Genomic DNA, 12646 nt, shown 5'->3' with positions numbered 1-12646 from the left:
TCTCAATCTAGGAGCAGGCGCGGTGGAGGCGCCAGGCGAAGACGGCGGCGGGGATGCTGGCGGCGGCGACCACCAGGACGGTCTCGGCGACCGACAAGCCTGCCGCCATCAGCGCGACGACCAACAGCGTTCCCGTCACCATCGCGCCGGAGTTGACGATGTTGTTGGCGGCGACGGTGCGCGCCGTCGCCGACTTGTCGACCGTGGTGGTGAGAAACGCATAGAGCGGGACCACGAACATGCCGCCGCAGAACGCGACGCCGAGAAGATCGAACATCACGCGTTCCGCATCCCCGCGCACCACGAACTCGCGAAAGCCGATCAAACCCTCGCCCAAAGGCGTCCAGCCCTTCAGCGCGAAGTAGAAGTCGCAGAGGAAGGCACCCATGCCGAGCGCCGCCCAGGGAGCATAGCGGGCGGAGACGCGGCCCTTGAGCAGGCGGTTGATCGCCAGGCTGCCGATCGCCACGCCGACCGAGAAGATCGCCAGGAACAGGGTGGCGACCGTCTGGTCGGCGAAGAGCACGTTCTTGACGAGCGGCGGGAACTGCGCGGCGAGCACCGCGCCCATCCCCCAAAAGAAGCTGATCGCTACGATTGCGCGGAACAGGCGGGTGACGTGCATCGTCGCGGCGATGAGCCGGTAGGACGAACGCAGGATGTGGAAGTCGATCTTCTCCGACGCGACCACCGGCGGCGCATCCGGCACCTGCTGTCCGGTGATCCGCCCGATCAGCGCCACGCCGAGCACGGCGGCCGCCGCCGCCTCCGGGTGGATCAGCCCGCCGACAATGGTGCCGCCGAGGATGGCGATATAGGTCCCCGCCTCGACCAGCCCGGTGCCGCCCAGCACCTCCGGCTCGCGCAGATGCTGCGGCAGGATGGCGTATTTGATCGGGCCGAAGAAAGTGGAATGCACCCCCATCGCGAAGAGGGCGAGGAGCATCAGCGGGATGGATGAGAGGAGGAGGCCGGCGGCCCCGGCGATCATGATCACCACCTCCGCCGTCTTCACCACGCGGATCAGCTTGGCCTTGTCGCGCCAGTCGGCGAGTTGCCCGGCCAGCGCGGAGAGGAGGAAGAAGGGCAGGATGAAGAGCGCGGCCGCGATCGCGCTGAACGTCGCCTCCCGCGCGGGATCCGAATAGATCGCGTAGGTGACGAGCATCACCATCGCGGTCTTGAACAGGTTGTCGTTGAAGGCACCCAGGAACTGGGTGGCGAAAAGAGGCAGGAACCGCCGCTTGGAAAGCAGCGCGAGGGACGAATGCATGTAGGGCGGCGGCTCGCGTTGTTTCCTTGCGCGTGCGGCATAGCCGATTGGGGTGGGGGGAAGGAAGGGGCTGTGCATCAGCTCTGAGACCAGCGCCCACTCACGTCCGTTCGCCCTGAGCTTGTCGAAGCCTGTCCCGAGCGCCTGCCTTGCAGGCAGTCGAGGGGGGCCAGTGCGACCGTCACGCTGGGGCTTCGACAGGCTCAGCCGAACGACGTTGTGAGATTCTGTCGAGCGGGAAACCCGAACCCACCTGGCCGGTTACCCTCCCATGGCCAAGCACAAGAAGCGCACGAAGCAGAAGCGTACCCCGATCGAGGAAGCCGATGTGAAGGCGGCGAAGACCGCGACGGCGTACCGCGACCATCCCGTCGTGCGTGGTCTGGGAAGTGTGAGCGAACTCGCCGACCAGCCGCCGCTCGCCGCGATCTGCGGTGCGGTGATCGTGGCGGGTGCCGTTGCGGGCAAGCCGCGGCTGATCCGCGCTGGTATCCGCATGCTCGCCGCACATGGAGCCGCGACGCTGATGAAAACGGTTGTGAAGAAGGCGGTCGATCGCACCCGCCCCCAGGTGCTGGTGGAAGAGGGCCGCTACGAACTCGCGCGAGGCAAGGACAGCGACGACCATATGCGCACCTCATTTCCCTCCGGCCATACGGCGAGCGCGATGGCGACGGCGCGCGCCTTCGGCCGTGAATATCCGGAGCATCAGGCGGCGGCATTGGCGGCGGCCCGCGCGGTCGCGGCCGTGCAGGTTCCGCGTGGCGCGCACTACCCGACTGACGTGATCGCCGGCGGGATCATCGGCCGGATCGCCGAGGCTGCGGTCGATCTCGCCTTTTCCGCATCGGTGCGGCGGCTTGCCCTTCAAAGGGGGGCGGAACCCGGCTAGGGTCGGCGTTCATGCTGACGCTCCCCAACATCCTCACCCTCTCGCGCATCTTCGCGGTGCCGCTTTTGGTGTTCCTGTTGTGGAAGCCGGAGCCTTGGCACTACGCAATTGCCTTCGGCCTCTACGTGCTGATGGGGATCACCGATTATTTCGATGGCTATCTCGCCCGCGCGCAGGGTGCGGTGTCGAAGCTGGGCGTCTTCCTCGATCCCATCGCCGACAAGATCATGGTGGCGGCGGCTATCGTCATGCTGATTTCGATGCCGGGCGTGCGAGAGGCGGAGCCGCTGATCGCCGGATGGCATGTCGTAGCGGCGCTGATCATCCTGCTGCGCGAGATCGCGGTGTCCGGCCTGCGCGAGTTCCTGGCGCAGCTGTCGGTTTCCGTGCCGGTCAGCAAGCTCGCGAAATGGAAGACTGCGTTCCAGCTGGTGTCGCTGGGCGCGATCATCCTGTCGGGCTGGGTGCCGGAGCATTATTGGGTGCGCGGCGTCGGGCTGTTCAGCCTGTGGGCGGCGGCGGCGCTGACGCTGGTGACGGGCTGGGATTATCTGCGCGTCGGCCTCAAGCACATGGATTGACGGCCATGCGGGTTCTCTACTTCGCCGCCGTGCGCGATGCTGTCGGAGTAGACGAGGAGGAGGTCTCGCCGCCGGCCGGGGTTGGGACGCTCGGCGATCTGGTCGATTGGCTGAGCGGTCGGAGCGAGGCTCACGCCCGCGCCCTTGCCGATCGCGGGCGGTTGCGTGGGGCGGTGGATCAGGTGTTCGCGAACTTCGAAGCGCCGATCGCCAGCGCGCGGGAGGTCGCCTTGTTCCCGCCGGTGACAGGCGGATGATCCGCGTCGGTTCGGAAGACTTCGACAGCGGCGCGCTGATCGCCGTGCTGGAGAGGGCGGGCGGCGGTGCGGTGGCGAGCTTTACCGGGATCGTGCGCGGCGACGATGGTCTCTTGGAACTACGGCTCGACCATTATGCCGCGATGACCGAGAAGGCGCTGGCTATGCTGGAGCGGCAGGCGCGGTCGCGCTGGCCCTTGTTGGATGTGATCATCGTTCACCGGGTTGGTCCCATGGTGCCGGGCGAGCGGATCGTCTTCGTCGGAACCGCCTCGGCCCACAGGGCTGCCGCACTGGAGGCCTGCGCCTTCCTGATCGACAAGCTGAAGACCGAGGCGCCGTTCTGGAAGCATCAGCGCTTCGCCGATGGCCGTGAGGGCTGGGTAGAGGCGCGGGCGGCGGACGATGCCGCCGCCGCGCGGTGGTCCGCTTAGGCGAACTACATCGCCGACATCAGCGCGTCCCCAAGCAGCCGGAACTCGCGTTCGCGCGGCGAGCCCTTGCGCCACACCAGCGCGATCTTGCGGGAGGGATGATCCGCCGCCAGTGGGCGCGCCTTCACCTGGGTGTTGGCGAGGATGTCGGCATCCAGCGCCATCTGCGGCAGCATGGTGACGCCAAGGCCGTTGTCGACCATCTGCACCAGGGTGTGGAGCGAGGTGCCGAGCATCGTCGCCTCGGCGCGGATCTCCGGCCGGTTGCAGGCGGCCAGCACATGGTCTTTCAGGCAGTGGCCGTCCTCCAGCAGGAGGAGCTGACTCTCGTCGATGTCCTCCGCCCGGATCGCCGGACCGCGCGCCGCACCGCTCTCGTCCCGGAAAGCAAGGAAGAGATGGTCGTCGAACAGCTCCGCCTTCTCCACGTCGCCGCATTGGTAGGGGAGGGCGAGGAGGACGCAGTCGACATGACCGCGATGGAGCGAGTCGCAGGCGAGCGGCGACGTCTCCTCGCGCAGGTACAGCTTGAGGTCGGGCCAGTCGGCGCGGAGGCGGGGTAGGATCTTCGGCAGCAGGAACGGGGCGATCGTCGGGATGACCCCCATGCGCAGGTCACCGGAGAGGGGCTGCCCCGCTGCGCGCGCCATGCTCGCCAGTTCGTCTGCCTCCCGCAGAACGCGGCGTGCCTTGGCGGCGATCTTCTCGCCCAAGGGTGTGAAGCGGACGACGCGGCGGGTACGCTCGACTAAGGTCAGGCCGAGCAGCGACTCAAGCTCACGCAGGCCCGCCGAGAGAGTGGACTGGGTGACGAAGCAGGCGTCCGCCGCCTTTCCGAAATGGCCGTATTCCGAAAGGGCGACAAGGTACTGGAGCTGCTTGAGCGTGGGCAGGAAGGTGGTCACTCATCGCCTCGATCTATCAACACGGCGCTACTTATCGATTGAGCGGCAAGTTTTCCAGTATTCCAGGCATCTGGCATTTCATACCGATCACTCTTAAATGCGCGGATCGGTTCCGGAGGCGGCATTGCTCGACGCGCTCGTTGATTATCTCGATTCGGTGAAGCGCCGCGATCCCGCGCCGCGCTCCCGCTGGGAGATCCTGCTCTATCCGGGCGTGCTCGCCCTAGCACTTCATCGTGTCGCGCACTGGCTGTTCGTGGCGGAGCTGTTCTTCCTTGCACGCTTCGTGAACCACTTCTCCCGCCTGTTCACCGCCATCGACATCCATCCGGGTGCGAAGATCGGACGCAATTTCTTCATCGACCACGGCTTCGTGGTGATCGGCGAGACGGCGGAGATCGGTGACGACGTCACGATCTACCAGCATGTCACATTGGGGGGCACCAACCCTGCCGATGGAAATCCGGGCAAGCGGCACCCGACCATCTGCGATGGGGTGATCCTCGGCTCGGGCGCGAACATCCTCGGTCCGATCACGGTCGGCGCGCGGGCGCGGGTGGGGGCGAATGCCGTCGTCACCAGGGACGTGCCCGAGGGCGCGGTGATGGTCGGCATTCCCGCCAAGGCGACCCTGGTCGATGTCGAGGAGTATCAAAAGCCTTTCGCGCCCTATGCCGTGTGCAACGAGAAGGCTTGCGAGCCGCAGGTGCAGAAGCTCGACGGACTGGTCGCGGAGATCGAGGCATTGCGCCGCCGTGTCGAGGAACTGGTGCGCGAGCGGGATGCCGCGGCCGCAAGGCGCGACCTGTTCTCCATTTCGGAGCGTGATCGGGCCTGATGGGTGTCGTCACGCCGTTTCCGGCCGCGGCAGGCAGTCAGGTAGCCTTCGACCGCCCCGAATTGTCGCGCATTCTCGACCTCTACGGCCGCATGGTCGCGGCGGGGCTGTTCAAGGACTATGCCATCGACCTCGGGCGTGATGCCGCGATCTTTTCCTGCTTTCGCCGCGCGGCGGAGCGGCCGGAGTACCGGATCGAGAAGCGGCCGGCCCTGCGCAACCGGCAGGGCATGTGGGCGCTACTCAACGAGAGCGGCTTCATCCTGAAGCGCGGGCATGAGCTGGGGCCGATCCTGGCCCCGGTCGAGCGTCGCCTGCTGAAGGTGGTCGACTAATCACCTCCCTTCCGTCGCTCGCCGATCCTGAACGACAGCTGGCGCTGACCTATGCGCCTCGGCGGGCGCGGGCAGGGCTCCACGCACTCTGGGCGGTCGACGAGCAGTTCGGCCGCGTGCTTGCGAGTACGCGGGAGGCGGGGATCGGTGCGATGCGGCTCGCCTGGTGGCGGGAGGCGCTGACCACGCTCGATACGTCCGAGCCGCCGGCGCAGCCGCTGTTGCAGGCGCTCGCCCGCCAAGTCCTCCCGCTCGGCATCGCCGGGGCTGATCTCGCCGCAATGGAGGATGGTTGGTACGCTCTGCTGGAGGCCGACCCGCCGGGTGAGGCGGAGATCGTGCGTCATGCTGTGGAGCGGGGCGGGCGGCTGTTCGCGCTTTCCGCACGTGTTCTCGGCCGCCCCGAACTGACGGTAGATGAGGTGGGCCGTCGCTGGGCCTGCGCCGATCTTGTGCGCCGGCTGAGCGATGCGGGGGCGAAGGCAACCGCCCGGCGCATGGCGGGCGTCTCCGATAAGCGCCGCCTGCCGCACCAGCTTCGCCCGCTGTCCGCTCTGTCCATTGTCGCCGAGGAGGACCTTGTTGGCCGAGGGCGCGGCAGTCCGCGACAGGTGCTGCGGCTCGCCTGGCACGGCTTGACCGGGCTGTGACCTCCGGCGGATAGTCGCTCCTTGAGGGGGACGGGCGATGTGGAGATTTGCCGCAGGAGCGGTTGCCGCGCTGATGCTGGTGACGGGCGTGTTCTTCCTGTGGAAGAGCGGGTTGTCCGCCGCCGATGCGATCCCCGCCGCACCTGCCGCGATCGTGGGAGAAAGCGGCGAATTGCCTGCGCCGCCCGAGGCCGACGCGAAGAGCCGGGAGGAGCGTCGTTTCGGCCGCTACGACAAGGATGAGGACGGCAAGGTCACGTCCGAGGAGTACCTCGCCAGCCGCCGCAAGGCCTTCGCCAAGCTCGACGTGAACGGCGACGGACGCCTGACCTTCGAGGAATGGGCGATCAAGACTACCGCCAAGTTCGCCAAGGCGGATGGCGACAAGAATGGCGCGCTGGTGCCGGAGGAGTTTGCGACGACGAAGGTAGAGCGCAAGTCGGCCCCACGCTGCGCCTGCCCCGAGAAGGGCAGCGAGGAGTAACGCCCAGGAAAGGCGGGTTTTGCGATTCATTCTCACCGGGTCGAACCCTTGCCCGGCGCGTTCGGGAGTCCTAGAAGCCCCACCGATCCTGTCCTTTCGCAGCTGCGAGAAAGCCCTTGGCTGTCGACCTTTCCCAGTACCTGCCGATCCTGCTGTTTCTTGGGGTCGCGCTGGTCCTGTCGAGCGCCTTCGTGGTGCTCCCGATGATCGCCGCTCGCTTCACCGGCGCGGCGAAGCCCGATCCGGCCAAGCTCGCCGAATATGAGTGCGGTTTCCCGGCGTTCGAGGATAGCCGCGCGCAGTTCGATGTGCGCTTCTACCTCGTCGCTATCCTCTTCATCATCTTCGATCTTGAGGCGGCGTTCCTGTTCCCCTGGGCGGTCAGCCTGCGGGAGATCGGCTGGACCGGCTGGGCATCGATGATGGTGTTCCTCGCCGAACTGGCGCTCGGCTATGTCTACGCCTGGAAGAAGGGAGCGCTGGAATGGGAGTAATGCTCGATCCGCGCACCGATCCGTTCCCGACGGAGAACGTGCCCACCCATCCCGATCCCGCCTTCGCCGCCGGGATCAATGCCGAGATCGCCGACAAGGGCTTCCTCGTCACCTCGACCGAGGAGCTGTTCCAGTGGGCGCGCACCGGGTCGCTCTGGTGGATGACATTCGGCCTCGCCTGCTGCGCGGTGGAGATGATCCACGTCAACATGCCGCGCTATGACCTGGAACGCTTCGGCGCCGCGCCGCGCGCTTCCCCGCGCCAGTCGGACGTGATGATCGTCGCCGGCACGCTCTGCAACAAGATGGCCCCCGCGCTCCGCCGCGTCTACGACCAGATGTCGGAGCCGAAATACGTCATTTCGATGGGCAGCTGTGCCAATGGCGGCGGCTATTACCATTACAGCTACAGCGTCGTTCGCGGATGCGACCGGATCGTGCCGGTGGACATCTACGTCCCCGGCTGTCCACCGACGGCCGAGGCGCTGCTGTACGGGATCATGCAGCTGCAGCGGAAGATCCGCCGCGTCGGGACGATCGAGCGCTAAGATGGGCAGCCCGCATCCGAAGTTCGCCTCGAACGAGGGCGTGATCGAGGCGGCGCGCGCGGCGCTTGGGCCCACGCTGATCGACGCGGTCGAGCATGTCGGCGAGGTGGCGTTGTTCGTGGAGCGCGAGGCGCTGTACGAGGCGATGATCCTGCTGCGCGACACGCCCGGCCTCGCTTTCCAGCAGCTGATGGAGATCGCGGGCGTCGATTATCCCGATCGCGGGGCGGAGCGGTTCGAGGTGGTTTATTGCCTTCTCTCGCTGACCCGCAACCACCGCATCCGCGTCCATGTCCGCACGGACGATACCAAGCCGGTGCCGTCGGTCACCGCGATTTGGCCGGTCGCCGGCTGGCTGGAGCGGGAGGTGTTCGACATGTACGGCGTGCTCTTCTCGGGCAACACCGACCTGCGTCGCATCCTGACCGACTACGGATTCAAGGGGCATCCGCAGCGCAAGGACTTCCCGCTGACCGGCTATACCGAGCTGCGCTATTCCGAAGAGCATAAACGCGTGGTCTACGAACCCGTGCGGCTCGCGCAGGATTTCCGCCAGTTTGATTTCACGAGTCCCTGGGAGGGCGCCGAGTACGTCCTGCCGGGCGACGAGAAGGCCGTGCCCCAGGCGCCGGGCGCGCCCACCCCGCTCAAGGCGGATGAGGTGAAGAAGTGACCGACCTCGCCGACACCTACGAGACCCTGACGCCGGACAGCGCGGTGAGCGCGGGCGACACGGAGATCCAGAACTACACGATCAACTTCGGCCCGCAGCATCCGGCGGCGCACGGCGTGCTGCGCCTCGTCATGGAACTGGACGGCGAGATCGTGGAGCGGGTCGATCCGCATGTTGGCCTGCTGCATCGCGGCACCGAGAAGCTGATCGAGTACAAGACCTATCTGCAGGCGCTGCCCTATTTCGACCGGCTCGATTACTGCTCGCCGATGTGCATGGAGCACAGCTACGTGCTCGCGGTCGAAAAGCTGCTCGGCCTCGAAGTGCCGCTGCGCGCGCAGTACCTTCGCGTATTCTTTGCCGAGCTGACGCGCATCAAGAACCACATGCTGAACCTCGGTTCGCACGTCATGGACGTCGGGGCGATGACGCCGAACCTGTGGTTGTTCGAGATCCGCGAAGACTGCATGAACTTCTACGAGCGGGCGTCCGGCGCGCGGATGCACGCGGCGTTCTTCCGGCCCGGCGGCATCCATCAGGACGTGCCGCTGAAGCTGCTCACCGACATCGGCGATTGGCTGGATAATCGCCTGCCGCGCCTTTTCGAGGATGCGATCAGCCTCGTCGCCGACAACCGCATCTTCAAGCAGCGCAATGTCGACATCGGCGTGGTGAGCAAGGACGATGCGGTGAAATGGGGCTTCTCCGGCCCGATGATCCGCGGCTCGGGCATCCCATGGGACATCCGCAAGTCGCAGCCCTACGATGTCTACGACCGCATGCAGTTCGACGTGCCCGTCGGCACCAGCGGCGACTGCTACGACCGGTTCATGGTCCGCGTCGAGGAGGTGCGGCAGTCCGCCCGCATCATGAAACAGTGCCTCGCCGAGATGCCGGAGGGTCCCGTCGCCAGCTTCGACCGCAAGGTCGTCCCGCCCAAGCGCGGCGAGATGAAGCAGTTGATGGAAGCGCTGATCCATCACTTCAAGCTCTATACCGAGGGCTTCCATGTCCCCGCCGGCGACGTCTACGTCGCGACCGAGAGCCCCAAGGGCGAGTTCGGCGTGTACCTGGTGTCGGACGGCAGCAACAAACCCTATCGCTGCAAGATCCGCCCGACCGCCTTCAGCCACCTGCAGGCGATGGACTTCATGATGAAGGGCCACATGCTCGCCGACGTCACCGCCGTCCTGGGCGCGATGGACATCGTGTTCGGGGAGTGCGACCGGTGAGCAAGCTCGCGACGGTCGAGAAGCTGATCGCGCTCTACAACGCGCAGGATGCCGACGCCTATGCGGCCATGTTCACCGAGCAGGGAAGCGAGGCGGGCTATCGCGGCGATGTGCTGCGCGAAGGGCGGGAGGGCGTGCGCGCCGGCCTGAAGGCGATGTTCGCGCAGTTTCCCGAGAACCGGGCGGACATCAAGGCAAGCTATGAGCTGGGCGATTACGTCGTCCTGCACGAAGAAGTGTGCCGCTCGCCCGAAACCGCACCGTTTGAGGTTGTCTCGATCTACTCGTTCGAGAACGAGCTGATCGAGCGCGTGGAGTTCGTGAAGTGACCGCAGGCCGGATCGCGACCGCCGCCGCTGCGCTGCTGGCGATGCCCGCCCTCGCCGCCGCACAGGAGGGCTATAGCCTTCAGCAACTGCTGCAGTACGGCTTTACCGTGCAGGCTGCCTCGCCGCTGACCGGGCGTTGCGCCGACGGGCCGGTCGCGAGCTGCGCGTCCGAGGTGCTGTTCCTGCAGGGCAAGCTGCCGTCCTCCTCTTCGCCGATCCTCGTCCGCTGTGCCGTGCGCACGACGGCCGAGGGGCGGGCCGACAATTGCCAGCGGGTCTACTGATGCGGATCACCGGTTCGCTCTGGCGTGGCTTCAAGGGCCTCGACGATCGCTTCCGCCCGTTGCAGGGCATCGTGGTGATGTGGGTGCTGTTCGGCATCCTGATGCTGCTTTCGCCCGAGTTTCGCGATAATGTGCGGCCCTGGGCGGTGGAGCCGCTGGAGGCGCCGGTCCTCATCCTCTTGGGCTTGTTCGTGATCGACATGGTGGTGCAGACGGTGGCTTGGGTACGCGCGCGAAGGCAGAACAATGGCTGATGCCGTGCAGATCCCCGACGAGGCGGAGACCCGCGCACGCTGGGGCAATTTCGCCTGGACGGACGCGAATGCCGAGCAGGCCAAGGTGGTCCTCGCCCGCTACCCCAAGGGGCGCGAGCATTCGGCGGTGATGCCGCTCCTCGACCTTGCCCAGCGTCAGGTGGGCGCGGAGACGAACACGCAAGGGTGGCTGCCGATCCCGGTCATCGAGTTCGTCGCGGAACAGGTGAACATGCCCTATATCCGCGCGCTGGAGGTCGTGTCCTTCTACACCATGTACAACATGGCACCGGTCGGCCGCTTCCACGTCCAGGTCTGCGGCACGACACCCTGCATGTTGCGCGGGTCGGACGAGGTGATGGCGGCATGCAAGGCGAAGGGGCTGAAGAAGGGCGGCACCACGCCCGACGGCCTGTTCACGCTGACCGAGGTCGAGTGCATGGGCAATTGCGCGTCGGCCCCGATGGTCCAGATCAACGACGACAATTTCGAAGATCTCGACTTCGACCGCACCACCGCGATCCTCGACGCCCTGGCGCGGGGCGAGAGCCCGAAGACCGGCACGCAGGAGCCGGGTCGCCACACCGTCGAGCCGCTGGGTGGCCCGACTACGCTGACCGCGATGGTGAACGAGAACCACGACTATCGGGGTGAGTGGGCGTGAGCGGGAACGTCGAAAACCTCGTGCTTGAACAGCTTCGCCGCATGAACGCGCGCTTTGACAATCTCGAAGGTGATCTGCGTGAATTGAAGACGCGCGTCACCGCGCTCGACGAGCATATGGGCGGTGTGATGATTGCTGTCTCAGGAATGAACGCTCGACTTGATCGCTTTGACGAGCGGCTTGCGCGTGTCGAGCGCCGCTTAGACCTCACGGATGCACTGTGATGCTCGCTGACAAGGACCGCATCTTCACCAACGTCTACGGCTACCAGGATTGGGGCGTAGACGGCGCGATCATGCGCGGCGACTGGGACAATACGAAGGATCTGCTGGCGCTCGGCCGCGACGCGATCATCCAGACGATCAAGGACTCCGGCCTGCGCGGCCGTGGCGGGGCGGGCTTTCCGACCGGCATGAAATGGTCGTTCATGCCCAAGGAGAATAAGCCGGGTAAGCCGAGCTTCCTGGTCATCAACGCCGACGAATCCGAGCCAGGTTCCTGCAAGGACCGCGAGATCATCCGCCACGATCCGCACAAGCTGATCGAGGGCGCTCTGGTCGCCGGCTTCGCGATGGGTGCGCGGGCGGCGTACATCTACATCCGTGGCGAGTATATCCGGGAAGCGGAGACACTCTTCGCGGCCGTGCAGCAGGCCTACGACAGAGGCTTCCTCGGCAAGAATGCGTGCGGTTCCGGCTACGATTACGACGTCTTCGTCCATCGCGGTGCCGGTGCCTACATTTGCGGCGAAGAGACCGCGATGCTGGAAAGCCTGGAGGGCAAGAAGGGCCAGCCGCGCCTGAAGCCGCCGTTCCCGGCTGGCGTCGGCCTCTTCGGTTGCCCGACCACCGTCAACAATGTCGAAAGCATCGCGGTTGCCCCGACGATCCTGCGGCGCGGTGCGGCCTGGTTCTCCAGCTTCGGCAACGAGAACAATCGGGGCACCAAGCTCTTCCAGATAAGCGGCCATGTGAACAAGCCCTGCGTCGTGGAAGAGGCGATGAGCATCTCGTTCGAGGAGCTGATCGAGAAGCATTGCGGCGGCATTCGCGGCGGCTGGGACAACCTCCTCGCCGTCATCCCCGGCGGCTCGTCGGTTCCGCTGGTACCCGGCGATCAGATCCGCAACGTCGCGATGGACTTTGATGGCCTGCGCGCGGTCGGCTCCGGCCTCGGCACCGCCGCCGTGATCGTCATGGACAAGTCCACCGACATCGTCCGCGCGATCAGCCGCCTGTCGTACTTCTACAAGCATGAGAGCTGCGGCCAGTGTACGCCGTGCCGCGAGGGCACCGGCTGGATGTGGCGCGTTATGGAGCGCCTGCGCGAGGGCAATGCCGCGATCGAGGAGATCGACATGCTCCAGCAGGTGACCAAGCAGGTCGAGGGCCACACCATCTGCGCGCTCGGCGACGCGGCCGCCTGGCCGATTCAGGGCCTGATCCGCCACTTCCGCCCGGAGCTTGAGCGGCGCATCAACGAACGTAATGCCCCTGAACTGCAGGCGGCGGAGTAAGCG

19 protein-coding genes and 1 pseudogene are annotated in these 12646 nt (G+C 66.1%); 18 read left to right on the top strand and 2 right to left on the bottom strand.

Annotated elements, in window-relative coordinates; translation table 11 throughout:
- Window positions 1–7: 7 nt before the first annotated feature.
- Window positions 8–1273, bottom strand: a complete 1266-nt coding sequence (locus ACM608_RS10040; RefSeq protein ID WP_419683089.1) for an MFS transporter — start codon at window positions 1271–1273, stop codon at window positions 8–10.
- A gap of 271 nt (window positions 1274–1544) precedes the next feature.
- Between ACM608_RS10040 and ACM608_RS10035 the strand changes: the two genes are divergently transcribed.
- The 4 genes from ACM608_RS10035 to ACM608_RS10020 are packed head-to-tail and all read left to right on the top strand — an operon-like array spanning window position 1545 to window position 3437.
- Window positions 1545–2165, top strand: coding sequence for a phosphatase PAP2 family protein (locus ACM608_RS10035; protein ID WP_419683088.1), 621 nt, complete (start codon window positions 1545–1547; stop codon window positions 2163–2165).
- An 11-nt stretch (window positions 2166–2176) separates the two neighbouring features.
- The gene (pgsA, locus tag ACM608_RS10030; RefSeq protein ID WP_419683087.1) at window positions 2177–2746 is read left to right on the top strand and encodes a CDP-diacylglycerol--glycerol-3-phosphate 3-phosphatidyltransferase; all 570 of its coding nucleotides are present in this window, start codon (window positions 2177–2179) and stop codon (window positions 2744–2746) included.
- 5 nt (window positions 2747–2751) lie between these two features.
- Window positions 2752–3003, top strand: coding sequence for a molybdopterin converting factor subunit 1 (moaD, locus tag ACM608_RS10025; protein ID WP_419683086.1), 252 nt, complete (start codon window positions 2752–2754; stop codon window positions 3001–3003).
- Window positions 3000–3437, top strand: coding sequence for a molybdenum cofactor biosynthesis protein MoaE (locus ACM608_RS10020; RefSeq protein WP_419683085.1), 438 nt, complete (start codon window positions 3000–3002; stop codon window positions 3435–3437). Before moaD ends, ACM608_RS10020 begins: the two co-directional genes overlap by 4 nt.
- Before the next feature lie 5 nt (window positions 3438–3442).
- On the opposite strand, the gene ACM608_RS10015 is transcribed toward ACM608_RS10020, so the two are convergent.
- Window positions 3443–4342, bottom strand: a complete 900-nt coding sequence (locus tag ACM608_RS10015; RefSeq protein ID WP_419683084.1) for a hydrogen peroxide-inducible genes activator — start codon at window positions 4340–4342, stop codon at window positions 3443–3445.
- A gap of 97 nt (window positions 4343–4439) precedes the next feature.
- On the opposite strand from ACM608_RS10015, the gene epsC reads away from it, so the two are divergent.
- From epsC to nuoF, 14 genes and pseudogenes are all read left to right on the top strand, one after another.
- Window positions 4440–5180 carry a serine O-acetyltransferase EpsC gene (gene epsC, locus ACM608_RS10010; RefSeq protein WP_419683083.1) on the top strand — a complete coding sequence of 247 codons (741 nt, stop codon included), beginning with the start codon at window positions 4440–4442 and terminating at the stop codon, window positions 5178–5180.
- A complete protein-coding gene (locus tag ACM608_RS10005; RefSeq protein WP_419683082.1) occupies window positions 5180–5515 on the top strand; it encodes a DUF2794 domain-containing protein in 336 nt (111 codons plus the stop codon). The genes epsC and ACM608_RS10005 overlap by 1 nt, the downstream gene beginning before the upstream one ends.
- Window positions 5515–6165 carry a squalene/phytoene synthase family protein gene (locus ACM608_RS10000; RefSeq protein ID WP_419685161.1) on the top strand — a complete coding sequence of 217 codons (651 nt, stop codon included), beginning with the start codon at window positions 5515–5517 and terminating at the stop codon, window positions 6163–6165. The genes ACM608_RS10005 and ACM608_RS10000 overlap by 1 nt, the downstream gene beginning before the upstream one ends.
- 37 nt (window positions 6166–6202) lie before the next feature.
- Entirely contained in the window at window positions 6203–6649 is a 447-nt protein-coding gene (locus ACM608_RS09995) for a histidine kinase (RefSeq protein WP_419683081.1), read from the top strand.
- Window positions 6650–6765: 116 nt separating this feature from the next.
- Entirely contained in the window at window positions 6766–7143 is a 378-nt protein-coding gene (locus ACM608_RS09990; protein ID WP_419683080.1) for an NADH-quinone oxidoreductase subunit A, read from the top strand.
- Complete coding sequence (locus ACM608_RS09985) at window positions 7134–7691, top strand: NuoB/complex I 20 kDa subunit family protein (RefSeq protein ID WP_419683079.1); 558 nt, start codon at window positions 7134–7136, stop codon at window positions 7689–7691. The genes ACM608_RS09990 and ACM608_RS09985 overlap by 10 nt, the downstream gene beginning before the upstream one ends.
- Window position 7692: 1 nt before the next feature.
- Window positions 7693–8361 (top strand): annotated as a pseudogene (locus ACM608_RS09980) (NADH-quinone oxidoreductase subunit C); the annotation flags it as partial.
- Window positions 8361–9596, top strand: a complete 1236-nt coding sequence (locus ACM608_RS09975) for an NADH-quinone oxidoreductase subunit D (RefSeq protein ID WP_419683078.1) — start codon at window positions 8361–8363, stop codon at window positions 9594–9596. The pseudogene ACM608_RS09980 and the gene ACM608_RS09975, both read left to right, overlap by 1 nt.
- A complete protein-coding gene (locus ACM608_RS09970; RefSeq protein ID WP_419683077.1) occupies window positions 9593–9925 on the top strand; it encodes a nuclear transport factor 2 family protein in 333 nt (110 codons plus the stop codon). Before ACM608_RS09975 ends, ACM608_RS09970 begins: the two co-directional genes overlap by 4 nt.
- The gene (locus ACM608_RS09965) at window positions 9922–10209 is read left to right on the top strand and encodes a hypothetical protein (protein WP_419683076.1); all 288 of its coding nucleotides are present in this window, start codon (window positions 9922–9924) and stop codon (window positions 10207–10209) included. Before ACM608_RS09970 ends, ACM608_RS09965 begins: the two co-directional genes overlap by 4 nt.
- Window positions 10209–10463 (top strand): hypothetical protein, encoded by a 255-nt coding sequence (locus tag ACM608_RS09960; protein ID WP_419683075.1) that lies wholly within the window; start codon window positions 10209–10211, stop codon window positions 10461–10463. Before ACM608_RS09965 ends, ACM608_RS09960 begins: the two co-directional genes overlap by 1 nt.
- Window positions 10456–11127 carry a complex I 24 kDa subunit family protein gene (locus ACM608_RS09955; protein ID WP_419683074.1) on the top strand — a complete coding sequence of 224 codons (672 nt, stop codon included), beginning with the start codon at window positions 10456–10458 and terminating at the stop codon, window positions 11125–11127. Before ACM608_RS09960 ends, ACM608_RS09955 begins: the two co-directional genes overlap by 8 nt.
- Entirely contained in the window at window positions 11124–11351 is a 228-nt protein-coding gene (locus tag ACM608_RS09950) for a hypothetical protein (protein ID WP_419683073.1), read from the top strand. Before ACM608_RS09955 ends, ACM608_RS09950 begins: the two co-directional genes overlap by 4 nt.
- Window positions 11351–12643, top strand: coding sequence for an NADH-quinone oxidoreductase subunit NuoF (gene nuoF / locus ACM608_RS09945; RefSeq protein ID WP_419683072.1), 1293 nt, complete (start codon window positions 11351–11353; stop codon window positions 12641–12643). The genes ACM608_RS09950 and nuoF overlap by 1 nt, the downstream gene beginning before the upstream one ends.
- Window positions 12644–12646 lie beyond the last annotated feature (3 nt).

Origin of the sequence: Sphingomonas sp. ID0503, assembly GCF_048565625.1 — a bacterium.
Classification (GTDB): Bacteria; Pseudomonadota; Alphaproteobacteria; order Sphingomonadales; family Sphingomonadaceae; genus JBLZUR01.
The sequence above is the reverse complement of the archived record's forward strand: the minus strand, read 5'-3'. Positions and strand labels throughout refer to the sequence as shown.